The following is a 26,470-nucleotide window of genomic DNA, read 5'->3' as shown; positions in this document are numbered from 1 at the left end:
CTAATACCAAATGTGTATAAAATAGACTAAGAGGTGCGAGATGATATTAGGTACAGAAGTGATTATTCCATTGTTAGTGGCATTTGTAATCAGCGTGGCTTTAAGCCCCTTTGTGATTCCGTTTTTGCGCAAGCTGAAGGTGGGGCAGACGGAGCGCACGGATGGGGTGCAGTCCCATCTGAAAAAAGCGGGGACCCCCACCATGGGAGGGCTGATTATTCTCATCAGCGTCCTGGTGACCTCCCTGCTGTTTATCAAAGACTACCCCAATATTGTCCCCGTCCTGTTTCTGACGCTGGGGTTTGGCATTATTGGTTTTTTGGATGACTATTTAAAGGTGGTGCTCAAACGGTCTGACGGTCTTCTGCCTATGCAGAAGATGGCCTGCCAGATCGTGGTGACCACCATTTTCCTGGCGTATATTCTGATCGTGGACAACAGCTTTTTGACCATGATGATTCCATTTGGAAACGGCGGTTATTTTGACTGCAAGTGGATCACCATTCCGGTTCTGTACATCGCCGTGATCGGGACTGTAAACGGGGTGAACTTTACGGACGGACTGGACGGGCTTGCCACAGGCGTGACCACCATGGTGGCTGTATTCTTTACCGTGGTTTCCATCGTCTACGCAGGGGGGATTCAGCCCATCACAGCGGCTGTGACAGGGGCGCTTTTGGGCTTTCTGCTCTTCAATGTACACCCCGCGCAGGTGTTTATGGGGGACACAGGCTCCCTGGCGCTTGGAGGATTCGTGGCAGGTTCCGCGTATATTTTGAAAATGCCCTGGATCATCCTGATTGTGGGATTGGTCTATCTGGTGGAGGTGCTCTCCGTCATGATTCAGGTAACTTATTTTAAAAAGACCGGAGGAAAGCGGTTCTTTAAAATGGCTCCCATTCACCACCACTTTGAGCTGTGCGGCTGGTCGGAGACCCGGGTGGTTGCCGTATTCACCGTGATCACAGCGCTTCTGTGTCTGGCGGGGCTTTTGGTGCTTTCCTAAAACAGAACTTCAGGGGGATATAAGAGATGGATTTAGCCAAGAAACAAGTCCTTGTGTTCGGCACAGGGCTGAGTGGTATCGGGGCTGCAAAGCTTTTGGAAAGTGTACAGGCCGACCCAATACTCTATGACAGCAACAGTGACAGAAAAGAGGAGGATGTCCGGAAAAAGCTGGAGCCCGGCAGCAGGGCCCGGATCATGACCGGAAAATTGCCGGATTCACTGGCAGACAGTCTGGATCTGGTGGTTTTAAGCCCGGGAGTGCCCACAGACCTTCCTTTGGTGGAGAAACTCAGAGAAAAAAACATCCCCATCTGGGGAGAGGTGGAGCTGGCCTATGCCAATGGAAAGGGGGACGTGCTGGCGATCACCGGGACAAATGGAAAGACTACCACCACGAGCCTGCTGGGAGCAATCATGAAGCATTTTAGGGATTCCTCCTATGTGGTGGGCAACATCGGAAAGCCCTATACAGAGGCAGTCATGAACATGACACAGGATACGGTGACTGTGGCGGAGGTCAGCAGCTTTCAACTGGAAACCATTGTAAACTTTCATCCAAAAGTCAGCGCAATTCTGAACATCACCCCGGATCATCTGAACCGGCATCACACCATGGAAGAGTACATACGTGTTAAGGAATCCATCACCAAAAATCAGACAGGCAGTGACACCTGTGTGCTGAACTATGAGGATGAGATCCTTCGGGAGTTTGGAAAAACTTTAACCTGCCAGGTATTATTTTTCAGCAGTCTGCGTACATTAGATAAGGGTATTTACCTGGATGGAAACCTGATTACATACAGTGACGGGACGAAAAAGACGGTGATCTGTTCTACAGAGGAGCTGAAGCTTCCGGGAAGGCACAATCACGAAAACGTCATGGCTGCCGTAGCCATGGCTCTGGTTTACGGTGTTCCCCTGGAGGAGATCCGCACTGTAGTGTGTGCATTCACGGCAGTGGAGCATAGGATTGAATACGTTCTGGAAAAGAATGGGGTGGTGTATTACAATGACTCCAAGGGAACAAATCCGGATGCGGCCATCAAGGGGATTCAGGCCATGGATCGTCCCACACTGCTCATCGGCGGAGGGTACGACAAGGATTCCTCCTATGAGGAATGGATCAGGGCCTTTGACGGAAAGGTAAGGCATCTGGTGCTGCTGGGAGCAACCAGGGAAAAGATAGCCGAGACTGCAAAAAGCTGCGGTTTTCACAATATTATATTTGCTGAGACTTTAGAGGAAGCAGTGCAGATCTGCGCTGAGAAGGCCGTTAGCGGCGATGCGGTACTCTTGTCTCCCGCCTGTGCCAGTTGGGATATGTTCCCGAGCTATGAGGTGCGGGGAGAGCTGTTTAAAGAGTATGTGAGAAATCTTTAAAAACCTCTAAGGAGTGATGCTATGGAGAAATCAGCCAGAAAGAAGCTGGACTATACATTGTTGTTCCTGGTACTGTTCCTGGTATGTTTTGGGCTGGTGACCCTCTATAGTACAAGCGCGTACAATGGGCAGGTCAAATTTGGTGATGCTGCCTATTACTTTAAAAAACAGTTTTTTGCCACCTCACTGGGAGTGGCAGCTATGTATGTGATATCCTGCATGGATTACCATGTGTTTATGAAACTAGCCATTCCCGGGTATTTCGTTTCCTTAGCCCTGTCAGGACTGGTACTCTTGGTGGGCGATTCTTACAATGGATCAAAGAGGTGGATTTCTCTGGGGCCCCTATCCTTTCAGCCCTCAGAATTTGCAAAGCTGGCGGTAATCCTGTTTTTGGCCTGCATGGTCAGCAGACAGAAGCAGAAACGAAACAGCATTCTAAATCTGTTCCTGGTCCTGGGTATGGTGCTTCCCATTGTGGGGCTGGTGGGAACGAACAATCTGAGCACTGCCATTATAATCCTGGGCATTGCGGTGATCCTGGTATTTGTATCCAATCCCAGATATGTGCAGTTCCTCTGGATGGGGGGGATCGGAGTGGGATTTATCGCAATCTTTTTGAGCCTGGAATCCTACCGCCTGGAACGCCTTGCCATCTGGAGGGACCCTGAAAACTTTGAGAAGGGCTATCAGACCATCCAGGGGCTCTATGCCATTGGGTCCGGAGGCCTGTTTGGCAAGGGGCTGGGGGAGAGTATACAAAAGCTGGGATTTGTACCTGAGGCCCAGAATGATATGATCTTTTCCATCATCTGTGAGGAGCTGGGGCTGGCAGGGGCGGTGATCCTGGTGATTGTGTTTATGATCCTGATCTGGCGCTTCATGGTGATCGCCACCCATGCGGCGGACCTGTTCGGTTCCCTGATTGCAGTGGGCGTTATGGGGCATATTGCGATCCAGGTAATGCTGAATATCGCGGTGGTGACCAACACCATACCAAACACGGGAATCACACTTCCATTTATCAGCTATGGAGGAACCTCGGTGCTGTTTTTGCTGGCGGAGATGGGATTGGCTCTTTCCGTCAGCAGGTGGCAAAAATAGGACTTCTGCATATAATGATATATAGGGCTGATATATCGGAGGAGTCGTAGTTGGGTTGTATAGAGATTTTCGGCGGCCGCCCCCTGGAGGGCCAGGTTTATATCCAAGGGTCAAAAAATGCGGCGCTGCCAATTCTGGCGGCAGCAGTTTTACACAAAGGCGTTACGGTACTGCACCACTGTCCCAAAATACTGGACGTGATGTACATGGTGCAGGTACTGGAGGAGATGGGATGTGATACGGCCTGGAGCGGTCATTCCCTGTATTTGGATGCCAGAGGCCTGCAGACACCAAGGGTGTCCACGGACCTGGGAAATAAGATGCGCTCATCCATCATTCTGATGGGGGCGCTGCTTGGAAGGATGAAAGAGGCATGGATTCCCTATCCCGGAGGCTGTACCATAGGTGCAAGACCCATAGATATGCATGTGGACGCCTTTACACGGATGGGAGCCTCCATTGAGGAGGAGCAGGAGGTCCTGCATGCCAGGACAGCGGGACTTACGGGAACACGTATTGTAATGAAATTCCCAAGCGTGGGGGCAACGGAGAATGTGATCCTGGCCGCGGCGCTGGCCGAGGGAACTACCCGGATTGAGAAGGGGGCAATGGAGCCTGAGATTGTGGAGCTATGCCGTTTTCTCAACAGTAAGGGGGCAAGGATACATGGGGCCGGGACACCCGGTATTACCATTGAGGGAGTGAGATCGCTTACGGACAGCGAGTTTGACCTGATGCCGGACAGGATTGTGGCGGGTACTTATATGATGGGGGCAATGGCCACCAGAGGAAAATGTTTTCTGCGAAGGGCGCCTTCTGAACAGCTCGGCCAGGTGGTCTACACAGCCAGGAGGCTGGGAGCCGGTATCCGCGTGGAGCCGGAGGGCATCCTGGTGGACGGAAGAAACGCCGGAAGAAACGCAGTTTATCTGGAAACCACACCTTACCCGGGATTTCCCACGGATCTCCAGTCACAGGTGATGGCGGTCCTATGCCTGGCAAAAGGGGAGAGCCTGATCAGGGAGAAGATCTTTGAGGCACGTTTCAAGATAGTCCCCCAATTGTGCAAAATGGGGGCACACATTGAAGTCCGGGGGCAGGAGGCCAGAATCCGGGGAACCCGGGGGCTTAACGGAGCTGTTGTGGAGGCTCCGGAGCTTAGGGGCGGAGCTGCTCTGGTGATCGCGGGCCTGGCTGCAATGGGAACGACCGAGGTGGAAAAGTACAGCTTTATTCAGAGAGGATATGAGGACATCTGCGAGGACTTCCGACAGCTGGGGGGAGAACTTAAGCTGAAGGATTGACGGCAGTGCGGACATAAAATGCAAAAAGGATACGGTGGAAGAATGAGAGAAGTGACCTATCGGAAGAAAAAAAGTAAGAAAGGAATAATCATAGGCGCCCTTGTAGGCCTGCTGGCCTTGGCGGCGCTTGTGATTTTCGGACTTTTCCGGGTACAGGAAGTGGTGATTTCGGGAAATTCAATCTATTCAGCCGCAGAGATTCAAAAAGCGATTATGCAGGACGGGCTGTGTAAAAATACGCTCTACCTGCTGTGGAAATATCAGGATGATTCCAAGGTGGAGGAATCCCTTCCCTTTTTAAGTTCCCTGGAAGTGGAGATGCTGGCCCCATACAGAGTACAGATACGGGTTTATGAGAAGCCGGAGATCGGCTGCTTTTTAAGCGGTACGGATTACATCTATTTTGACCGGGACGGACTGATCGTGGGGATCTCAAAGGAAGTGCACGAGGGCGTACCGCTTATAAACGGAGTCGCACTCGGAAAGTATCAGCGGTATGAGAAGCTTCCTATAGAGGATGAAAAGCTTCGGGATGGCGTTGTGGAGCTGGCGCAGCTTTTAAGCAAAAATGAGCTAAAGCCCAAGGAGATAAAGTTTGATGATAAAGGCAGCATCACCCTGTATTTTGAAAATGTAAAAGTGCTGATGGGCAGCGACCAGGATCTGAATGAGAAGGTAGCTGCGCTTAAATCCGTGTACGACAAAATCAGTTCTATGGAGGGAACCCTGCATATGGAGACCTTCACGACAGATTCCCAGACCATCACCTTTAAGCAGGGGGAGACAGAGGAGTCCCTAAAGGTGGAGAATGGCTCATCGGGGGAAAAAGGCGGGGAAGGCCAGGGAGAATCCGGTGACGGGGAAGAGGACGGGGAAGCTCAGACCGGTGAGTCTGGGGGGCCTACTTACTCAGAGTCAGACGGGACATTCTCAACAGATGACCAGGGCAACAGGGTTTACACAGACGCTATGGGGAATACCACAACCAATACGGAGCAGTATAATTATACAGATGAAAGCGGAAATATCATCACAGACGGGTATGGGTATATTGATCCATATACAGGGGCATATATTATAAAATAGAATGAAAAGTCCGGGAAACGGGAAGCAAGCGCTTTGACCGTATCCGGACTTTTTTGTGCGAAATATATAAATATGGAATGGATTGTTCGGATTTATAAAAGACGGTTCTTACTTTCCGTTATACAATGATAACATTAAGATGAGAATAGAGGAGGATATAGATGACAGCAAGAGAGAACCTTCTGGCAATGCTCAGAAGACAGGGATATGAGACAGTACCGTTGGAGTTTAGTCTTTGCCCCAGTTTGGAAGCACACTTTAAAAGGGAGATTGGGGGGGAGTGTGCGGACTATATGGAATATTTTGATATGCCCTGGAGGCGGGTGGGGGATCTTCTTCCGGATGATCAGAATATATCCCGGTTTTTGCCGTACTATGGAGAGCTGGGAGAGAATGTAAAGCTTGATGAGTGGGGAGTGGGTCACGAGTCCTCGCCCAACTCCATGCACATGACAAAAATGCTGCACCCACTGGAGCATGCTGAGACTGCACAAGAGATCTCTGAATTTCCCATACCGGTGTATTCGGAGGAAAACAATAGGTGGGTGGCAAAGAGGGTCCAAGCGCTAAAGGAGCAGGGGCTGGCCTCTGTGGGGAATATGCAGTGTACTGTCTGGGAGACGGCATGGTATTTAAGAGGCATGGAAAACCTGATGATGGACATGTTAAGCGATGAAGAGATGGCAGAGGCAGTGTTTGACATGGTGGAGAGCATGTCCACAGACAGGGCGCTGCTCTACGCCAGGGCAGGGGTGGATATTCTCTATCTGGGAGATGACATCGGCATGCAGCACAGCATTATGATGAGTGAGGAATTGTACACAGAGTGGATCTATCCGAGACTGAAAAGAATCATTACAAAAGTGAAGGAGATCCGGCCTGATATTCTGGTATTCTACCACTCCTGCGGATTTGTGGAGCCTTTTATTAAGTATCTGATCGATGCCGGGGTGGATGTCCTGAATCCCATCCAGTCAGAGTGTATGGAGTTTGAGGAGATTTACCGCATTTACGGGGACCGTATCTCCTTTCATGGGACCATCGGCACCCAGACAGTCATGCCCTTTGGTACGCCCCGGGAAGTAAAGGAGAATGTGAAGCGGAATCTGGACATTGCAGGCAGCAGAGGCGGGCTTTTTGTTGCGCCCACCCATCTGCTGGAGCCGGAAGTGCCCTGGGAGAATATACTGGCCTATGTGGAAGCTTGCCGGGAATACGGGGCAGGCGGCCAATGACACTGAAAGGATCTATTTGCGGTAACTATGAAGATACTGAACAGTAACTATTTGCGGAAAAAATACTTGGTGGGGGAAATATTCATAGTCTCCTTAAAAACCTTTGAATAGTGCTGCAGACTCCCAAACCCCACATCCAGCGCAAGCTGTGTAAGAGGATAGGGGGTGTCCACGGCGGACATGAGTTCTATGGATTTGTTAATGCGAAAATAGGTAATATAAGTTGAGATATTCATCCCAAGATGTTTATTGAAAAGCTGGGAGAGGAAGCGGGACGAGATGCCGCAGTACTCTGCCAGCTTTTCTACAGTTATTTTTTCCGCATAGTGCTGGTTAATGTACTCAAAGGCACTCAGCAGGTGGCGGTTGCTCTGGATGCTGTTGCTGCTGACAGTGTTGCTGATATCCCTGGAAACCAGGATGAGCAGCTGAGCGAAATAGAGATCCACCATTTTTTGATAATTAGTGCCCCTTTGGTCCAGTTCTTCCCGAATAAAATGCAGACAGCTATAAAGCTGTTGAGAACAGATTCCTTTTATATATTTTTTTTGGCCCAGGGTCAGATCCATGAGAAAAAAGAGGTGATTTTCATTCAGGGTATCGCTAAAGAGATTCATAAAAATATCCGGATGAAAATGAAGCTGCAGAATCACACAGCCCTCCCCCAAAGGAGTGTCACAGCTGTGGGGGTGGTTGGAGAGAATGGCTATGTAATCCTCCCTCTTCAGCTCAACAGGAGTCTGGGAGATGGTCATGGTACACTGGCCTTCCAGACAGATAAAGAGTTCCACCGTGGAATGCATGTGGGGGCCAAAGTGAAAATCCCCTGGTAGTGTCTGGAGTACAGCATTGTCAATCACTTTCTGGCTGCTGCTTGCCAAAAGGATATTCTGGTAGTAATTCTTGGGCTCCTTCATATTGTTCTGTTCCTCTCATGGAATAAAAAAGGACATGTCCGTTTTCTATAATTATATAGTTATTAAAGTTTGAGTGTCAACATCAAAAGGCGGAGACGGTTTCTACAAAATAGTATAAATTTGAAAAAATGAGTTCTGATTTGTGAAAGTTGACAAAAAAGAGGGCGTTTATAATGGGGGATATAAAAGAAATGACGTAACTATTCAACAGGTCTGCGCATTTACTAAATCACAAAAGAGTATGGAGCATACTCTGAAAGAAGGGAGAAGGTTAGTATATGGATCAAAAAAGGAGAGGCAAGAGATTACTGGCCCTGGGGCTGGCAGTGGTTATGACAGTATCGTCTGGGAGTATGCCAGGGGGCATTGTGAAGGCACGGGAGACAGAGGAAAAATCCCCCATGCGCATCTGGTTTGACGAGCCTGTCAGCGGAGGGCAGACGATTTTAAGCGGAGGAGCCTTTGCTACTACAGAGGAGGATAACCAGTGGCAGCAGCTAACCCTGCCCATCGGCAACAGTTTTATGGGGGCAAATGTTTATGGGGAGGTCTCAAAGGAGCATCTGACCTTTAATCACAAGACACTCTGGAACGGGGGACCCAGCCTGCTCAGGCCGGATTACAATGGGGGAAATATAGAAGCCGACAGTCAGGGACAGCCTATGTCCGAGATATTCCACCAGATCAATGAGCTGTTTCTGGAGGGAAAGGATGGGGAGGCTTCCGCTCTGTGCGAAAAACTGGTGGGGGACAGCGATTATGGCGCTTACCAGTCCTGGGGAGATATCTACCTGGAGTTTGCAGGAATCCCGGAGGACAAGGTGAGCGGATACAGCAGGGACCTGGATCTGGAAACCGCGGTGGCAAATGTGGACTTTCAGGCCGGAGAAACAAAATACCACAGAGAATACTTCATAAGCTACAAACACAATGTACTTGCCATGAAGCTCACAGCCGAGGGCGGGCAAACTATGAATTTTAATGTGCGCTTTCCGGTAGATAACGGCGAGCAGGTCACGCAGAGAAACCTGGGCAAGGATGCAGCGTACACACTGACGGAGGATGCCATTGTCATGCAGGGTGAGCTGCAGGACAACCAGCTGAAGATGAATTCCATGCTGAAGGTTATACCTGTGGACGGCAGTGTGGAGAAGAATGGGGATGGAGAATCCCTGGATGTGCAAAACACAAGGGAGGCAGTCATCTTTGTGGCTGCGGATACAGACTATGCCAATGTATATCCGGATTACCGTTCCGGGGAAACCCAGGAGGAGCTGGCCGGGCGTGTGGTCCAGAGGGTGGAGCAGGCAGCCGCGGACTCCTATGAGGCGGTAAAGAAAGCGCATGTGGAAGACTACCGGGATATCTACAGCAGAGTGAAACTGGACCTGGGCCAGGGAGACTCTGAAAAAACCACGGATGAACTGCTAAAAGCCTACAACAGCGGGACAGCATCCAGTGAGGAGAGAGCCCAACTGGAGGTGCTTCTTTACCAATACGGCAGATTTCTGACTATAGAATCCTCCAGACAGGGAGATCTCCCTTCGAACCTGCAGGGAGTATGGCAGAACCGGGTGGGAGATGACGACCGGGTTCCGTGGGCAAGCGACTACCATTTCAACGTGAATGTGCAGATGAACTATTGGCCCACCTATTCTGCCAACATGGCGGAGTGTGCCGAACCGTTCATTGACTATGTGAATTCCCTGAGAGAGCCGGGGCGTGTGACTGCCGCAACCTATTTTGGAATTCCCAGCGGCCAGGGGGAGGAAAACGGATTTACGGTGCATACGGCAAACAATCCCTTTGGATGGACGGCCCCGGGATGGGAATTTTCTTGGGGCTGGTCACCAGCGGCGCTGCCCTGGGCTCTTCAGAACTGCTGGGAATACTTTGAGTATACCGGGGATATGGAGTATATGGAACAAAACATTTACCCGATGCTGAAAGAAGAGGCAAAGATGTATGCAGGCCTGCTCATAGACAGCAAAATACCCATTACATTGGAGGATGGGAGCAGGTCCACCAGACTGGTGTCCAGTCCGGCATACTCTCCAGAACACGGCCCCAGGACCCTTGGAAATGTCTATGAACAGAGCCTTATCTGGCAGTTGTTTGAGGATGCCGTACAGGCAATGAAGCTGCTGAACAAGCCTGAGGATGAAGCACTTATAGAAGAACTGGTTCAGAAGCAGTCCCGTTTGGCACCCATTGAGGTGGGGGATAGCGGACAGATTAAGGAGTGGTACCATGAGACAACACTTGGGAGCGTAGGTTCCCGGGGACACCGGCATATGTCCCACCTGCTGGGGCTGTTTCCGGGAGATCTGATTTCTGTAAACAATGACGAATACATGGATGCAGCCCTGGTTTCCTTAAAGGAGCGCGGAATGGAGAGTACTGGCTGGGGAATGGGACAGCGCATTAACGCCTGGGCAAGGACAGGGGACGGTGAGAAGGCCTACCAGCTGATCAACACTCTGTTTGCATCCGGAATTTATCCCAATCTGTGGGACAGCCATCCTCCCTTCCAGATCGATGGAAACTTTGGATACACCTCAGGCATCAACGAGATGCTGATGCAGAGCAATACGGGATATATAAACCTTCTCCCGGCCATTCCGGACGCCTGGTCCTCCGGTTCTGTGGAAGGAATTGTGGCCAGGGGGAATTTTGAGATCGATATCTTCTGGAACGAGGGAAAGGCAGAGGAGGCCAATATACGGGCGCGCAGCGGCGGAGCCTGTACCCTTCAGTATCCGGGAATCAGCCAGGCAGTCCTGCTGGATGGCAGCGGGAATCCTGTGGAGCGCCAGGTGCTTGGAAGAGATAAGATACGGTTTGAGTCCGAAATAGGTGAGAGTTATGCCATCACAGAGTTTCCAAGAATCCCAGAGGGGCCCAAGAACGTGAGTGCCTGCTACCTGGGCAAAAATCAGATGGAACTGTCCTGGGAAAGTGCCCAGGAGGGAATATCCAACTACAATATCTATCGCAAAAACGCAGGCTCCTACGAAAAGATCAATGAGCGCCCTGTGACAGGGAATACATATCTGGATATGGTAGCAGTGGCAGACCCGTCTAAAGTGAAATATAAGATCGCAGGAATCCTGGAAGACGGGTCGGAGAGCCTATACTCCCAACCTGCAAAGGTGACGGATCTGACGGCCAGGGGAATGATAGACGACGGCAGTGAGCGGGTGGTCTACAGCCCGGGGTGGAAGGTTTGGAGTGAAAATACCCATTACGGAGGCGGGATACATTATAAGGAGTCCACAGGGCCGGAGGATACCATTGAACTCACATTTTCAGGAACCGGTATCCGTGTGTATGCGTCCAGGAACAGAGACAGAGGAATGATGGATGTGTATCTGGACAACGAGAAAACAGATTGCATTGATTTTTATGTGGATGGAGATCAAAAGAAGCAGATCGTCTTTGAAAAGGAAGGTCTGGAGGATGGTAAGCACACTATTTTGCTGAGGGGAACCGGAGAGAAGAACGCAGCGAGCCGGGGAACCAAGATTGAGTTTGATGCCTTTGAGGTTCTGGGGGGACCGGAGGCAAGTGAAGATATTGTCTATACAAAAGATTACGAGGACGGTGTCACAGGTGACTGGAGAGGAGCCGACGCGGCTGTGATTGAAGATCCGGATCAGCCGGGAAATCATGTTCTGGAGCTGAAAAATACGGCTAAGGGAACAGCAGGACGTCATATGGCAAATGACGCCTCAGCGCCCGGGATAGCGGATGGTACCTTTTCCGCCAGAGTAAAAGTACTCTCTAAGAGTGATACGTATTTCCGGGAAGGATTTGTCTACCGGGTGGAGGATGCGGACGCAGGGGAAGGAAACCAGCTGGTGGAATCCGGCGGATGGTTTATCTGCAATGAGGGAAGCCATGCCACCGGGTATCCCAAATACACGGCGCTTGAGGAAAAGGGAGGAATCCGGACCAATGTGTGGAATGACATTAAGATACAGTTCTCAGGGGAGGAGGTAGAAATTTCCGTCAATGGAACCCGATATGGGAAGGTATCCATTGCAGGCCAGTCTACTGCCGCCGGTACCTATGGAATCCGAAACATGGCGGGGGATACGTTCCTGCTGGACGATGTGGTATTCACCACAGAGATGCTGGACATGGGTAAGGAAGAGGAGGAGCCAAATGAGGAGGATGACAGAGTACGCTTTGCAGAGGATTACAGCAGGGACACGCCATCCTGGAGTGAGGCCGGAACCGTGTCAGAAGGCATATTCTCCATCCCTGTCCGGGCAGGGGGAATTGCCGTCAATGAAAACAGCAGGGAACTGGTCAATGGATTTTACACCTGGCAGATCACTACAGACGGGGACGGAAAACTAGGTGTGGCAGTCAATATCCGGGAGAACGGTTCGGCGAATATCTTTTACACAGACGGAAGGGGAACCTTCTATCTGAAAGGCAGCGGGGAGGAGATCATTGCCCGGGATAGTCTCAGGCTGGAGGCAAACACCTCCTATCAGATCAAGCTGTATCAGGCAGGGAAAGTCTATAAACTGTACGTGGACGGAGCGCTTGTGGCAGAGGGAGAGTCCGAATATCTGATGGAACAATCCGGAAAGTCCGGTCTTTATCAGCCCGGTAACAAGGATGAGACAGTTCGTGTTTCCGTACATGAGGGCTATGAGATCTTCTGTTACTTTAATGACTATTCTGATCCGGATAAATTAGGGCAGTGGACCAATGCAGATACCGCACAGACAGAAGACGGCCAGCTTAAACTGACCATATCGGCAGTAAACAATGCAGTGGCCATTGACACACCCAGGATTGCCAACGGCATTTTTGAATTTGATGTCACACACAATCCAAGCTCTGCTCTGGGACGTCTGGGATTCCTGTTCCGATCAGAGGATAATAACAACTATCAGGGTGTCTTCTATGATGTTTCAAAAAATTGGTTTTGGCTCAAAAACAGCTCCTACGGGGCTTATCAGGCAAACTGCCAGATAGAGAATGGAAAACCCTATCACATCCGTATGGAGGTGGAGGGGCCAAAGGTCCTTCTGTACATCAACGGAGAACAGGTGGGCGGCGGTTCCTACGGCATGACGGAGAAGAAAGGGTACTTTGGAATCCGAAAACAATTTATGAACGCGGAGGTACTCTTAGATAACCTGAAGATTCAGGAGACCGTCAAAGTGGATGTGCTGGAAAAGCCCGACAGGCCGGCAGTCATCCAGAGCAGGGACATGAAGGTGACAATGGATCAGAATTTCCCGCGGGTTTTGGGCTATCAGTCAGGGCAAAAGACCCTGCCGGGAAATCCCAAGAAGACGTACAATGTCAGTCTCAACGGAATCACCTGCACACCCGTTGTCACGTGTACTAAGAAGGGTGAGGATACCCTGGAATACGAACTGAAAACGTTGAATGCAAAGATCAGGCTTCAATATAAAGTAAACGGCACCACTCTGGATATGAACATCCTCTCAATAGAAGAGAAGGAGGGGTATGTGATCAGGGATATCCAGTTTGACAATCAGGCGCTTGTCTCCACGTCCCCCGGGGACACATCTGCCAGCTATGCCACTGTGGAGACCAACGGAGGCTGGTATGAGGTGAGAGACCACATCTATGACACCATGGACCAGGTCACAGAGCAGGATTTGGGACAGGCCGGACGGGGCTACGGGATGCTCTCCTCAGGCGGACTGGCGGCTACCATACGCAACAGCAGCATAGAGGCGGCCAATGTGTTAAACACAGAGATTTACAAAGTGGAAAATGGCTTTGCGGGCTCACTGGGAGACGGCGTTCTCACTTACCGGACGCCCCTGGATGTGCAGGAGGGAACCAGTTCCCTGCCCTGGTCCAAAGTGGTAATCTGTGAGGACTACAATGGGGACGGAAGCGTAAACTGGAAGGACGCGGCAGCAAATTATAAAAATGTGCGCAAAGAGATCCTGGGTATGGAGAGTATAAAGGACAATATGATGTACATTGCCATGAACTTTGGCAGCCAGGTGCAGGAGCCGTTTTTAAAATCTCTGGACACAGGAAAGATCGTCTATAACCTGACAGACGGATTTGGACAGATGGTTATGGAAAAAGGGTATGCAGCGGAGGGACATGACGACTCCCACGGTGACTACGGCGGCCACATAGGAGTGCGGCAGGGAGGAAAAGAAGACTTCAACAAAGTGATTCGTGCAGGGAAAAAGTATAACATGAAATATGGCATTCATATCAATGTAAGTGAACACAACCCGGACGGACTGCTGTTTAATCCGGATGTGATGACCAGACCGCTGTCTGCCAACTGGGGATGGCTTGACCAGGCCTACTGGGTGGATGAAACACAGGATATTCTCTCGGGAAACCGGGCAAAGAATCTGGATGCCCTGAAGGAAGACCTGCCGGACCTAAACTTTGTGTATGTGGATATCTACGGTAACTCCACCTGGAAGGCGGACAACCTGGTGAGAGAACTCAATGACAGAGGGTATCTGGTGGGAACCGAGTTCGGGGGAGCCATGGAGCAGGGGGCCAGCTTTACCCACTGGGGGCATGACAACTCTTACCCCAACCATGGAAATAACAGTACGATTCTGAAGTATTTTAAGAACGACCTGGATGTCTTTGTGAGCGATGCCATGTTTAATGGGGCCATGATGCCGAGAGTTGGCTCCTGGGGAGGCAAAAATGATATCAATGAGGCGCAGGAGGACTTTTTTAACCACAACCTTCCCACAAAGTATATGCAGCATTTTGACGTACTGAATATTGGAGAGGATTTTGTGGACTACACCGGCAAAGTGCGGGTGGAGAAAGCCGGGAACGGTGTGAAAGGAGAGGAAGAGAACCTTGTGACCATGTACAAGGATGGCGAGATGATTGCCTCCTGGGAGTGGTGGAAGGAACAGCCGGAGGATGAGTCCTGGGCTGACGACAAAACAGGGGAGGCTACTGTATTCATACCCTGGTATGGGGAGGATAGCAGCGAGAGAAATCCGGACGAGGCGGCCAAGATCTACCACTGGAATCCCAAAGGAGGGAGCACTGAGTGGAAAGCGCCAAAGGCGTGGAAGGATGTGAAGGAGGCGGATGTATACAAACTCACGGTGGACTGCAAGGAGAAAGTGGGAACCGTACCTGTTACAGACGGAAAAATCACAGTGAACGCTGAGCCAAAGACAGGGTATGTGCTCTATCCCGCAGGCAGCCCTGCACCAGTAACCGCAGGGGATTTCGGAGAGGGATCACATCTGAAGAATCCAGGTTTTGGTACCTTTAATTTAAAGGACTGGGAAATTACCAAAAACCAGGGGAAGGCAGAGGTGGTACAGGCTGAGAATCTGGAGACTTACCTTGAACTCACCGGAGATAAGGGTGCTGAGGTGACGGTAAGCCAGACCATGACAGGCTTAACCCCAGATAAGGCAGCTACGGTATATCTGTTTACCCAGATGGGAAAAGATACAGAGCTAAAACTGCAGGTGAAGGCAGGAGACCAGACTTACACAAAATTGGCCAAACCTACCTCGCGAACTTACTACGGTCAGAGCAAATTTACAGGAAAAAATTATCAAAAAGTGCGTCTGACTTTCGATGTGCCGGAAAAGGTCACGGAGGCAAAGCTGAGCATTACAGGCAAGATGAATGCGGACGGCGGCAGGATTGCCCTAGATGACGTCAACGTATGGGAAAATATCTCCAGAACGCCCACAGCAGGCGAGGGAGCATATGAAGACTATATTTTATACGAGGATTTTGAAAATGTGGAACAAGGCTACGGTGCTTTCCAGCTGGCATATCCCAGCGAAATATACACCCATCTGGCGGAGTACCGGGATGGAGCGGGGCAGTTTACAGACTATGTGTTAAACGGAAACTTCTCACTGAAAACCAATGAAACGGGAAGAATTGGAGAAATTCTGCGCAGTGAGGAGGAAGTGAAGCTTAAAGGCAATACGGCCTATGTGATGGAGTTTACCTATGAGACAGGCATTGCAGATGCCTACCGGATCAGTGTAAAGAGCCAGTCCAAAGGGGATGCCTTCAGTGAGGTGTTAAGTGCCACGCAGCTAAACCAATCAGGACGCCATGTGAAAGCCTCCTTTGTCACTGGGGACGCGGATGACTACTATGTATCTGTGGAAACATTGACAGATATCAAAAAAGCCCCTGCGGCAGTGGAAAAGCCGGAAGGCAGCGCAATGGAGTATATTTATCTGTCCCTGGATGATGTAATGATCTATGAGGACCATGCAGATAAGAGCCTTCTTGAGAAATTGGTCAAAGAGATTCAGGGCATGGATCTGAATGGTTATACCAAAGACAGTGTGAAAGCGCTTAAGGATGCGCTTAAGGATGCGGAAGCAGTGCTGGCTGACACCGGGCTTACCCAGAAAGACCAGCAAAAGGTAGAAGATGCAGCAGAAAAGCTTCGGGCCTGCAAAGAGGCGCTGGAAAAAGAAGGGGTGCCTGCGCCGGGTGAAGTAAAGGTCACAGAAGTGCGGCTGAACAAAGCTTCTCTGCTGATGCAAAAGGGCGATTCGGAGATACTAAGAGCAGAGGTACGGCCAGCCAATGCAGCGAATAAGAGCATTGTCTGGACCTCAGACAATCCATCCGCAGTCCGGGTGGAGGCCAACGGCAGAATTACCGCGGTGGGTTACGGAACAGCCAGAATCACGGCGGCAGCAAAGGACGGAAGCAAAAAGACGGATGTCTGCAGCGTAACCGTTGGATACTCCATTCGTTACCGTCTGAACAAAGGACGCAACAACCAGTCCAATCCCAGCATTTACTATAGGGAACAGGTAAACTTAAAAGCACCTGTCAGAAAGGGATATGCCTTTGAAGGATGGTATACCAGCAGCAGGTTTAAAAAAGCGACCAGAGTAAAGAGTATTCCTCAAAATGCGGACAGGAACTACACCCTTTATGCAAAGTGGACCAGGATTAAAACAGGCAAAGTGGCTTCTTTAACAGTGAAAAATACAAAGACCAGAATCCTGAAGCTGTCCTGGAAAAAAGTGAAGGGTGCAAAGGGGTATGAGGTATTGTACTCTGCGGACCGGAAATTCAGAAAAAAGGTGACCAGAAAAACAGTATTCAGGAGTAAATTTATTGAAAAAAGGCTGAAGAAGGGCCGGACATATTACGTGAAGGTGCGCGCATATAAAGTGGACTCTGCAAAGAAAAAGGTTTACGGCGCATACAGCAAGACAAAGAGCGTTAAGATTGTGAAATAGTTATAGGGGGGCACATACTTTTGGGAGGTATGTGCCTCTCATAATATTAAATAAGTTTAAAAAAAATAATAATATTCAAAAATACACTTGATTAATTTTCTAAAAAACTATATTATATAAGAAATACGGTTAAATACTGGGAGCAGATTGCCCGGACTGTAAGGTAGATACAGACATGAGAAGGAGGAAATACCCTTGTTAGAGATTATGACGAATGAAGCTGAATCCGCGGCACGGATTATTGTAATCGGTGTGGGCGGTGCAGGCAACAATGCTGTAAATAGAATGGTGGATGAGACAATTGGTGGTGTGGAGTTTGTAGGTGTGAACACAGACAAGCAGGCATTGACGCTCTGCAAAGCACCCACCACGATTCAGATCGGCGAAAAACTGACCAAAGGACTGGGAGCAGGAGCTCAGCCTCAGGTTGGCCAGCAGGCAGCTGAGGAGAGCGCGGAGGACTTAAAGCAGGCCATGCAGGGGGCTGACATGGTATTTGTTACCTGTGGTATGGGCGGCGGCACAGGAACCGGAGCAGCGCCGGTAGTTGCAGGGCTTGCCAAAGAGATGGGTATTCTGACTGTAGGTGTTGTTACAAAACCGTTCCGGTTTGAGGCAAAGACACGCATGAACAACGCTCTCACAGGCATTGAAAAGCTGAAGCAGAACGTGGATACCCTGATTGTGATTCCAAATGATAAGCTTTTGGAAATCGTGGACCGCAGGACCACTATGCCAGAGGCATTAAAGAAGGCGGACGAAGTACTGCAGCAGGCGGTACAGGGCATCACAGACCTGATCAACCTTCCGGCTCTGATCAACCTGGATTTCGCGGATGTACAGACAGTAATGACGGGCAAGGGAATTGCACATATCGGTATTGGACAGGCCAAGGGCGACGACAAGGCGTTGGAGGCAGTGAAGCAGGCTGTATCCAGCCCGCTGCTGGAGACCACCATCGAGGGTGCAAGCCATGTTATCATCAATATTTCAGGAGATATCTCCCTCATGGATGCCAACGATGCGGCCAGCTATGTTCAGGAATTGGCCGGTGATGACGCGAACATCATCTTTGGTGCTATGTACGATGATACTTATGCGGATGAGGCAAGCATCACAGTGATTGCAACCGGTCTGGATGCATCTACTGCTACGCAGCCCACTGTAAATAAAAAGATTGTTCCGGAATTCAATTCTGCGCCCGCTCAGGAAGCGCCGGTGGGGAATATTTTCCAGAGGAATACAACATCCGGCAGCACTCCCCAGGTGAAGCCTTTAAAACCCTCTATCGGGACATTGCGCACACCGGAGAGTAAGGTGCAGGAGAGAGATATTCAGATACCGGATTTTTTGAGAAGAAGATAAAAGGCTTTGTGAACTATTAAGAATTGGACAGGTACCCTATAAGTGCAGGCATGAGTCTGTAGTTTTAGGGTGCCTGATTTTTTGCCAAAACTGGCCGGGCCATTTCCGGAAATGACCCGGCCAGTTTTGGTACCATGTGGGCGAGTACAGGGCTTTGGTGTAAATATGCGCTAAATAGATTTCGAAAGGAAAGGCAGATATATAAAATCTGTGCAGATGATAGAAGGAAACAGAAAATATAAACCATAAATGCATAATGAAATGTTGAAATGAGAGAAAAATATGTAAATAATGCACATAAAAGGACGGATTGTGCATTGAAAGAAAAAAATGACACGCTATAATATAACTATCGGTTACAAGCCGAGAGTGTCTGTACTTCAAAGACATCCCCATTAAAAGACACATTTTAATGGGGATGTCTTTGTACACAGAAAATCACTATTCAGTAGGCCTGTGCATTTGCCACAGAGAATAGAAAGGGGATTTGAGATATGAAAAGGAGCAGGAGAATTGTACATTCGTTTTTAAGCGTCATTACAGCCGCAGCGGTGGCGGTGACAGCGGCGGTACCAGCGTTGAACACAAGCGCTGCCAAGGCAGCGCCTGCCGAAAACATAGCAGATGAGCGGATATCTGACATTGAATATGAGATCTACCCAAAACCGCAGAGTGTACAGTATGGGGATGAAAACATGAGGATTACGGAACAGGTCAGCCTTATGGCAGGGAACCAAATTGACGGTTATACCACAAGGCGTCTGGAAGAAACCTTGGATGAGTACGGAATAACCGTCACACAGGCGGAAAGCCCGGCGGACGGGGGGACTAATTTTATTCTGGACGTCTATTCTCAGGAGAATGCACAGAAATATGGGCTGGATGCGGCCCTGTATAAAAAAAGTGACGCCTATGTATTAGATATTCAAGAGGACGCAATCACGGTGATCGGCGCAGACAGCGATGCGGTATTTTACGGCGTGACCACACTGCGCAGAATTCTGAGGCAGACCGTGAACAGAGAGGTGCGCAAGCTTCGTGTGGAGGATTTTTCAGATATAAAAAACCGTGGATTTATAGAGGGCTACTATGGGAATCCCTGGTCTGTGGAGGACCGCATTGAATTGATGAAATTCGGGGGTGAGCTGAAGCTAAACCAGTATATTTTTGCACCCAAAGACGACCCATACCACAACAGCAACTGGAGGGAACTGTACCCTGAGAATGAGCTGGCCGAGATCCGCCGGATGGCGGAAGCCGGGAATGAGAATAAGTGTTACTTTATCTGGACAATCCACTGTTTTATGAAAAGTCCGTTTCGGTTTGACACAGAGGAAAACTATAAGGCAGACTTTGAGACGATTACAGCAAAATTTACGCAGCTATTGGAGGCTGGAGTGCGTCAGATCGGAGTGCTGGGGGACGATGCGGGTTCCATTCCCCCATCCAATGCCCTTCGGCTTTTGGAGGATCTGGATACATGGCTGGCAGAGCAGCAGGAAAAATACCCGGATATCAGAAGAGAACTTCTCTATTGCGCGGCTGGATATGACGGAGATGGCTCTAGTCAGGAGCTGAGAACCCTGAATACAGGGAACAGCAATATCCAGCTCCTGGCCACAGGAGGGAAAATTTGGGGTCAGATCACGCCTACTTTTGGTACCCGGTGGTCTGCCAACATTGCAACAGAGGGGCATCCAGGACGCAGGCCTTATATGTGGGTGAACTGGCCCTGCACGGACAACAGCAAAAATCATCTGATTATGGGAGGCCAGGACCAGTTTCTTCAGGCTGGCACAGACGGAAGCCAATATGCGGGATTGGTTCTAAACCCAATGCAGCAGTCGGAACCGTCAAAGGTAGCGATCTTTGCGAACGCGGATTTTGCCTGGAACTGCTGGGAGACCAAGGAAGAGGGGGAACAGAACTGGTACGATTCCTTTAAGTATATTGAAAACATGTCACCCAAGGACAGTGAGGAGAGCGCTGCCCTCAGAGAACTGTCAAAACATATGATCAATCAGGCCATGGATTCCAGAGTGGTAGCCCTGGAAGAATCTGTGGAACTTGCACCCAAACTGGAGGCTTTCCGGGATAAGATGAACGGGGGAGAGCTGACCCCGGAAGAGATAGACGAGATGAGGACGGAGTTTGTGAAACTGAACAATGCTGCAGAGTGCTATCTCAAGAGCGGAAAGGAGCGTTTGGTGAAACAGATCACTCCCTTTGTCAGCAGTATGCGGGATGTGAGCAGTGCAAACCTGGCATTTTTAGATGCCTTGAAAGCAGATTTAGGCGGGGATACAGAGAAGGTCTGGGAGCGCTTTTCAGAGGGGCAGGCGGCCTACGAGCAGTCGCAGGAGTACGGCTTTGACTATAAAGGGGAAGTTATGTATGCGGAGGTGGGAAACCAGCATATACTTCCGTTTACCGAAGAGCTGCTAAAGACGATTTCAGATAAACTGAATGTATATCTGAATCCGGAGAACCAGAAATTAGAGGAAACCGTAATATTTGCGGTCAACGGCAACACCAGCACCAGAGGATATGATCTGCAGAAGGTGACGGATGGGAATCTGTCAACTTATATAGAGATCACAAGAGAGCAGCAGGCAGGCGACTATGTGGGTATGACATTTAATCTTCCTGTTCAGGTAAAGGAGGTGCAGATTGACCTCTGGAAAGAGGACAGCCCCAAGAACCTGTTTTATGAAGGGGTGATGGAGTATACGGTAGACGGGAAAAACTGGATCGAATTTGACCAGTCCATGCAGCCTGCGGGCAGGGAGCTAAAGACCATCACGGTATCAAATATTGACATGGAGCTGAGGGGCTTTCGCTACAGGTGCACGGATACGAATAAGCTGGACAGGTGGCTGACAATACGTGAGATTCAGTACAATATGTCCGACAAGACCCAGCAGCCGGTAGAGTATTATAAAGGAACACTCATCCGCACAGATGAGTGGAGCGTGTATCAGGGAGAGGAGAACAGCGTAACGGACGGGGATGACAGTACCTTTGTCTGGTACGATCCAGGCAATGAAGACACATCCCTGGCGGGGGACTATATCGGACTGGATCTCGGAGAAGTACGAAAAATCGGTGTCATCCACATCGTTTTAGGTGGAGACCGGAATGATAAATGGGGGTCCTATGAGCTACAGCTCTCTGTGGACAATGAAAAGTGGGTTCCCATTGGAAGTTATACGGGAACGGATGCGCAGACCGATTCCATTGACCTGGAGCTGGATGGACCGGAGGCCCGCTATGTGCGTCTGGTGAACAAAGCAGATATCAAAAAATGGCTGCAGTTCTCCGAGTTTAGCGTGGGGTCACTCATCCCAAAGGAGATCAATTATACAAATGTAAATGAGCCGGGGCTGACGGCCTGGTATGGAAAGGATACCTTCCAAATCAATTCCTCCTCTGAGATAAGCCTTAAGCCGGGTGAGTTCGTGGGACTGGATCTGGGCAGGATCAGGGAAATCAAACAGGCAGATGTATCGGTGAGCAATCCCGCAGTCACACTGGAGGCATCAGACAACGGCGTGGAGTGGGAAGAACCAGACAATTGCCAGACGTCCCGCTATGTGAGGCTGGCTAACCACTCAGAGGAGGAGGCTGTGTTTGCAGTCACCAAATTTGAGATCACTACTAATGAAGTTTACGAGACGGCTCTTGAGGAGGCTACCATTGGAATGCAGGGTGCATATGCCGGTGAGGACGCCCGCACAACGGGGACAGCAGGAAACTGGTTTGACGGAGATGTGACCACGGAGGCAAAGTTCTGCGATTTTCCGAGAAAGGGCCAGTACGTACTCTATGATCTTGGCAGAGATATGGACCTTTCGGCAGTCAGGGTGATAGTAGCCAGCGGTGAGCTCGATTATCCCAGGGACGCAGCCATAGAGGTATCTATGGATAAGGAGAACTGGGAGAGGATTCTCACCATCGGGGACGGACAGATAAACGATCCGGGCGACAAAAATACAAAACCACAGGACAATGGCTGGACCTTTGACACAAACCTTCCCAATTATGTGTATCAGGAGGCCAGAGATTTTGAATCGGTAAAGGCCCGGTATCTGAGAGTCTACATCACTGCGGATTACACGGCCAGATTTCTGAAGCTGGCTGAGATAGAACTCAATGACGGAGCCTATGTTCCCACGGAGAATGCGCCTGCTTTTACAGCGGACCCCATAGAACTTAAAGGCAGACAGCCTCAAAATATGACCGACGGAGACTTTTCAACATCCTTTAAACCAGACATGAATGGGTGCACAGAGGGCGCTGTGGTTTACCGGCTGTCGGAAAAATTAAATGTGACAAAGATCAACATAGCACAGAGCGGCAACGCAGTCAGCAACGCCAAGGTGACAGCGCGCGTGGGCAACGCGGGGCAGGACAGCCAGTGGATTGAGCTGGGAGTCCTGGATAAAAGCCTGACAACCCTATGGAATCCCGGATATGACTACCTGTACGAGCTCAAATTGGAGTGGGGCAACGTCTCGCCTGTGATTTATGAGATCATTACATTGAACCAGGTTACCAAGGAAGTGCTGGAGGAGACCGTACAGGAGATTCAGGAACAGATACAGGAGGAAAGCCTGTATACAACATCCACGCTCAGGTCCCTCAGGGATGCACTTGAACATGCAGATGCAGTTATAAAAGACCAGGAAGCCTCATGGGGAGATGTGACAAGAGCAATCAGGTTATTGCGGGAAGCTTTTGAAAGCCTGGAGAGGAGGGCAGATTTGAGCGCCTTAGAGCTTGAGCTCAGAAAAGCGGAAGAGCTGAAAGCGGAGGACTATACGAAGGATACCTGGAATGCATATTTCCGCATCCAAAGTCTGGCGGTGAGTCTTCTGGAAAAGGCGGGTGACTGCACCCAGGGAGAGGCTGACAAAATACTGGGCGAGCTTAGAGCGGCCAGGGAAGCTCTCCTGCCGGTAAACACGCAGAAGCCGGAAGATCCAAAACCGACGCCGCCCCAGCCGGATAAAATAAAGGTATCTGGCCTGAAAATCGCTGTGGACACAAAGAATCTGGCAGCAGGGAAGAAGGCGACTGTGAAGACAACCGTGGCTCCGGCCAATGCCTCTGAAAAGAAAGTGATTTACAGCAGCAGCAACAAGAAATATGCCACAGTAAATGCCAAGGGGGTAGTCACCGCAAAGAAGGCAGGAGCGGGCAAAACAGTTACCATCACTGCAGCGGCATCAGACGGAAGCGGGAAAAAGGCTTCGGTCAAGATCCGGATATATAAAAATGCGGTTAGGAAAATCAAGCTTCTCCCGAAAACAAAGACCGTGAAAGCAGGAGGGAAGCTGAAGGTGAGAGGCTCTGTGACCCCGGCAAAAAATGTTTACAAAAAACTGAAATGGAAGTCAGGCAATACAAAGTATGCTGTGGTATCCTCCAACGGAACGGTCAGGACGAAAAAAGCCGGAAAAGGAAAGAAAGTGAAGATTACGGCACAGGCCCTGGACGGCAGCATGACAATTGGAAAGATCACAATAAGAATAAAATAAAAGTTATAGAAATGCAAAAAAAAGACACAATAATGCTCTTGTGATTCTAGTTCGTTTCGTTTATATTTATATAAAGTACTATGATTTTGGTAACAAATACATGGGAAAGTACAGGAGGAATTGTTATGGCAAAGACAAAAGGAAGAGTAACCCTTCCAAGTGAATCAAATTTTGTAAAAGAGACTCAGGAGATCTTGGACCGCTGGGGAGCCGACGCGCTGCGGGACAGTGACGGAACAAAGCTGGATGATGAAGTGAAGGCCTTGGATGCCAAGATTTATACCACATACTTTGTAGCAAGAGGACACAATGAGTTTGCAGAGGAGCACATGGAAGAGTGCCAGCAGCTCTACCTCATGTCTAAGAGAAACACAGCGGTGGAGGGGACACTCACCATTCACTTTATGGACGGATACTATCAGGAGCAGGTGATTCCGGATTACATCCACGATGAGAACCGCTGGTGGGAAGTGATTGACCGCACCACCGGGGAAGTGGTTCCCACGGATGCCTGGACCCTGGACAAAGAGAATCATACGGTTTGCATTCAGAAGGCTGCAAAATTTCATGAATACACAGTTTCATTCCTGGTATATGCCATCTGGGACCCCACACAGATGTACAATCACATCACAAATAACTGGGGAGACAAGCCACATGATATTCCCTTTGACGTGCGCCAGGCTGCCAGCGGAGTGTTTGCAGAGGACTATCTAAAGCAGTGGCTCATCGACAATCCGGAAACGGACGTGGTTCGTTTTACCACATTCTTCTATCACTTTACACTGGTATTCAACCAGGATGCCAAGGAGAAGTTTGTGGACTGGTTCGGTTACGGCGCGACGGTTTCCGTGAAGGCCCTGGAGGAGTTCGAGGAGGAATACGGCTACGCGCTGCGTCCTGAGGACATTGTGGACAACGGATACTACAACTCCACATTCCGGGTACCCACAAAGCAGTACCGGGACTACATGGAGTTTATACAGAAATTCGTTGCAGGGAAGGCCAAGAGGCTTGTGGATATCGTTCACGAGGCAGGCCGGGAGGCGATGATGTTCCTGGGAGACAACTGGATCGGAACCGAGCCCTACGGAAAGTACTTTGAGGAGATCGGGCTGGATGCCGTGGTGGGAAGCGTTGGAGGCGGAGCTACCTTGAGGCTGATCTCAGATATCCCCCATGTAAAGTATACGGAGGGACGTTTCCTTCCCTACTTCTTTCCGGATACCTTCTACGAGGGAAATGATCCCTGTGTGGAGGCAGTGGAAAACTGGATCTGCGCCAGAAGAGCCATCATGCGTAAGCCTGTGGAGCGCATCGGTTACGGCGGATATTTAAGCCTGGCATATAAGTTCCCCAAATTCGTGGACTGCATTGAGAATATTGCAGATGAGTTCCGTATGATCTATGACCGGGCCAGTGCCGGAAAGCCCTACTGCGGATTGAAAGTGGCAATCTTAAACTGCTGGGGAGCGCTCCGCTCCTGGCAGACCTACATGGTGGCCCATGCACTCTGGTACAAGCAGATCTACTCCTATCTGGGAATCCTGGAATCACTGAGCGGCGCTGCGGTGGATGTACAGTTTATCAGTTTTGACGATATCCGTGAGAACGGAATTCCAAAGGACATTGATGTCATCATCAATGCAGGCGATGCGGAAACTGCATTCTCCGGCGGAAAAGAGTGGGAAGATGAGAAAATGTTAGCCATGATCCGCGAGTGGGTGTACAATGGCGGTGGATTTGTGGGAGTGGGCGAGCCGTCCGCTTACCACAAGGGAGGAAGGTTCTTCCAGCTGGCTGATGTGCTGGGTGTGGACAAGGAACTGGGCTTTACCCTCTCCACCGACAAATACTTTACTGCACAGCTTGACCAGCATTTCCTGAAAGAGGACAGAGAAGCTGCCTTTGATTTTGGTGAGAGCATGAAGAATGTGTACGCTCTGGATGCGGACACGGAGATTGTAGAGTATTCCAACAATGAGGTGCATATCGCGGCACATGCCTACGGAAAGGGAAGAGGCGTCTACATTGCAGGCCTTCCCTACAGCTATGAAAACACCCGTCTGCTTCTGCGCAGCCTCTACTATGCTGCAGCAAAGGAGGACAGCCTGAAAAAATGGTTTGCGGACAATATCTACTGTGAGGTGCACGCTTATCCGGAGGCAGGGATGTATGCGATCCTGAACAACTCCAATGTACCCCAGAATACGGTGGTATATGACGGAGAGGGAAATACCCTGACATATCAGATGAAACCGGCAGAAATTATCTGGAAAGAGATGTAAG

Annotated in this window: 11 protein-coding genes; 10 read left to right on the top strand and 1 reads right to left on the bottom strand. The window is 49.9% G+C overall.

All coding sequences use genetic code 11. The features are described from left to right. Window positions 1-40 precede the first annotated feature (40 nt). The 6 genes from mraY to AC0THY_RS17775 all read left to right on the top strand — a co-directional run bounded on the left by mraY (window position 41) and on the right by AC0THY_RS17775 (window position 7,117). The gene (gene mraY / locus AC0THY_RS17800) at window positions 41-1,006 is read left to right on the top strand and encodes a phospho-N-acetylmuramoyl-pentapeptide-transferase (protein WP_489991936.1); all 966 of its coding nucleotides are present in this window, start codon (window positions 41-43) and stop codon (window positions 1,004-1,006) included. Window positions 1,007-1,032: 26 nt separating this feature from the next. Beyond that, entirely contained in the window at window positions 1,033-2,388 is a 1,356-nt protein-coding gene (murD, locus tag AC0THY_RS17795; RefSeq protein ID WP_489991935.1) for a UDP-N-acetylmuramoyl-L-alanine--D-glutamate ligase, read from the top strand. Window positions 2,389-2,409: 21 nt separating this feature from the next. Further along, window positions 2,410-3,492, top strand: a complete 1,083-nt coding sequence (locus AC0THY_RS17790; protein ID WP_489991934.1) for an FtsW/RodA/SpoVE family cell cycle protein — start codon at window positions 2,410-2,412, stop codon at window positions 3,490-3,492. Window positions 3,493-3,542: 50 nt separating this feature from the next. Further along, entirely contained in the window at window positions 3,543-4,796 is a 1,254-nt protein-coding gene (murA, locus tag AC0THY_RS17785) for a UDP-N-acetylglucosamine 1-carboxyvinyltransferase (protein ID WP_489991933.1), read from the top strand. 42 nt (window positions 4,797-4,838) lie between these two features. Then, window positions 4,839-5,882, top strand: a complete 1,044-nt coding sequence (locus AC0THY_RS17780; RefSeq protein ID WP_489991932.1) for a cell division protein FtsQ/DivIB — start codon at window positions 4,839-4,841, stop codon at window positions 5,880-5,882. A gap of 161 nt (window positions 5,883-6,043) precedes the next feature. Continuing rightward, window positions 6,044-7,117: a uroporphyrinogen decarboxylase family protein gene (locus AC0THY_RS17775; protein WP_489991931.1), complete on the top strand. Its 1,074-nt coding sequence runs from the start codon at window positions 6,044-6,046 to the stop codon at window positions 7,115-7,117. Window positions 7,118-7,164: 47 nt separating this feature from the next. On the opposite strand, the gene AC0THY_RS17770 is transcribed toward AC0THY_RS17775, so the two are convergent. Continuing rightward, window positions 7,165-8,034 carry a helix-turn-helix transcriptional regulator gene (locus AC0THY_RS17770; protein WP_489991930.1) on the bottom strand — a complete coding sequence of 290 codons (870 nt, stop codon included), beginning with the start codon at window positions 8,032-8,034 and terminating at the stop codon, window positions 7,165-7,167. 278 nt (window positions 8,035-8,312) lie between these two features. Here AC0THY_RS17770 and AC0THY_RS17765 point away from each other — a divergent pair, with 278 nt between their 5' ends. The 4 genes from AC0THY_RS17765 to gnpA all read left to right on the top strand — a co-directional run bounded on the left by AC0THY_RS17765 (window position 8,313) and on the right by gnpA (window position 26,469). Further along, window positions 8,313-17,276: a glycosyl hydrolase family 95 catalytic domain-containing protein gene (locus AC0THY_RS17765; protein WP_489991929.1), complete on the top strand. Its 8,964-nt coding sequence runs from the start codon at window positions 8,313-8,315 to the stop codon at window positions 17,274-17,276. A gap of 195 nt (window positions 17,277-17,471) precedes the next feature. Beyond that, window positions 17,472-18,641, top strand: a complete 1,170-nt coding sequence (gene ftsZ, locus AC0THY_RS17760; protein ID WP_489991928.1) for a cell division protein FtsZ — start codon at window positions 17,472-17,474, stop codon at window positions 18,639-18,641. Window positions 18,642-19,135: 494 nt separating this feature from the next. After that, the gene (locus AC0THY_RS17755) at window positions 19,136-24,181 is read left to right on the top strand and encodes a beta-N-acetylglucosaminidase domain-containing protein (RefSeq protein ID WP_489991927.1); all 5,046 of its coding nucleotides are present in this window, start codon (window positions 19,136-19,138) and stop codon (window positions 24,179-24,181) included. A 125-nt stretch (window positions 24,182-24,306) separates the two neighbouring features. After that, complete coding sequence (gene gnpA, locus AC0THY_RS17750; RefSeq protein WP_489991926.1) at window positions 24,307-26,469, top strand: 1,3-beta-galactosyl-N-acetylhexosamine phosphorylase; 2,163 nt, start codon at window positions 24,307-24,309, stop codon at window positions 26,467-26,469. The last annotated feature ends 1 nt before the right edge of the window (window position 26,470 follow it).

Source organism: Ruminococcus sp. 8Y-12, assembly GCF_058119865.1.
The sequence above is the reverse complement of the archived record's forward strand: the minus strand, read 5'-3'. Positions and strand labels throughout refer to the sequence as shown.

Excerpts from the sequence above, each read along its gene's own strand:
- mraY (WP_489991936.1), top strand. The coding sequence starts at position 41 with ATGATATTAGGTACAGAAGTGATTATTCCATTGTTAGTGGCATTTGTA.
- murD (WP_489991935.1), top strand. The coding sequence starts at position 1,033 with ATGGATTTAGCCAAGAAACAAGTCCTTGTGTTCGGCACAGGGCTGAGT.
- AC0THY_RS17790 (WP_489991934.1), top strand. The coding sequence starts at position 2,410 with ATGGAGAAATCAGCCAGAAAGAAGCTGGACTATACATTGTTGTTCCTG.
- AC0THY_RS17780 (WP_489991932.1), top strand. The coding sequence starts at position 4,839 with ATGAGAGAAGTGACCTATCGGAAGAAAAAAAGTAAGAAAGGAATAATC.
- AC0THY_RS17775 (WP_489991931.1), top strand. The coding sequence starts at position 6,044 with ATGACAGCAAGAGAGAACCTTCTGGCAATGCTCAGAAGACAGGGATAT.
- AC0THY_RS17770 (WP_489991930.1), bottom strand. The coding sequence starts at position 8,034 with ATGAAGGAGCCCAAGAATTACTACCAGAATATCCTTTTGGCAAGCAGC.
- AC0THY_RS17765 (WP_489991929.1), top strand. The coding sequence starts at position 8,313 with ATGGATCAAAAAAGGAGAGGCAAGAGATTACTGGCCCTGGGGCTGGCA.
- AC0THY_RS17755 (WP_489991927.1), top strand. The coding sequence starts at position 19,136 with ATGAAAAGGAGCAGGAGAATTGTACATTCGTTTTTAAGCGTCATTACA.
- gnpA (WP_489991926.1), top strand. The coding sequence starts at position 24,307 with ATGGCAAAGACAAAAGGAAGAGTAACCCTTCCAAGTGAATCAAATTTT.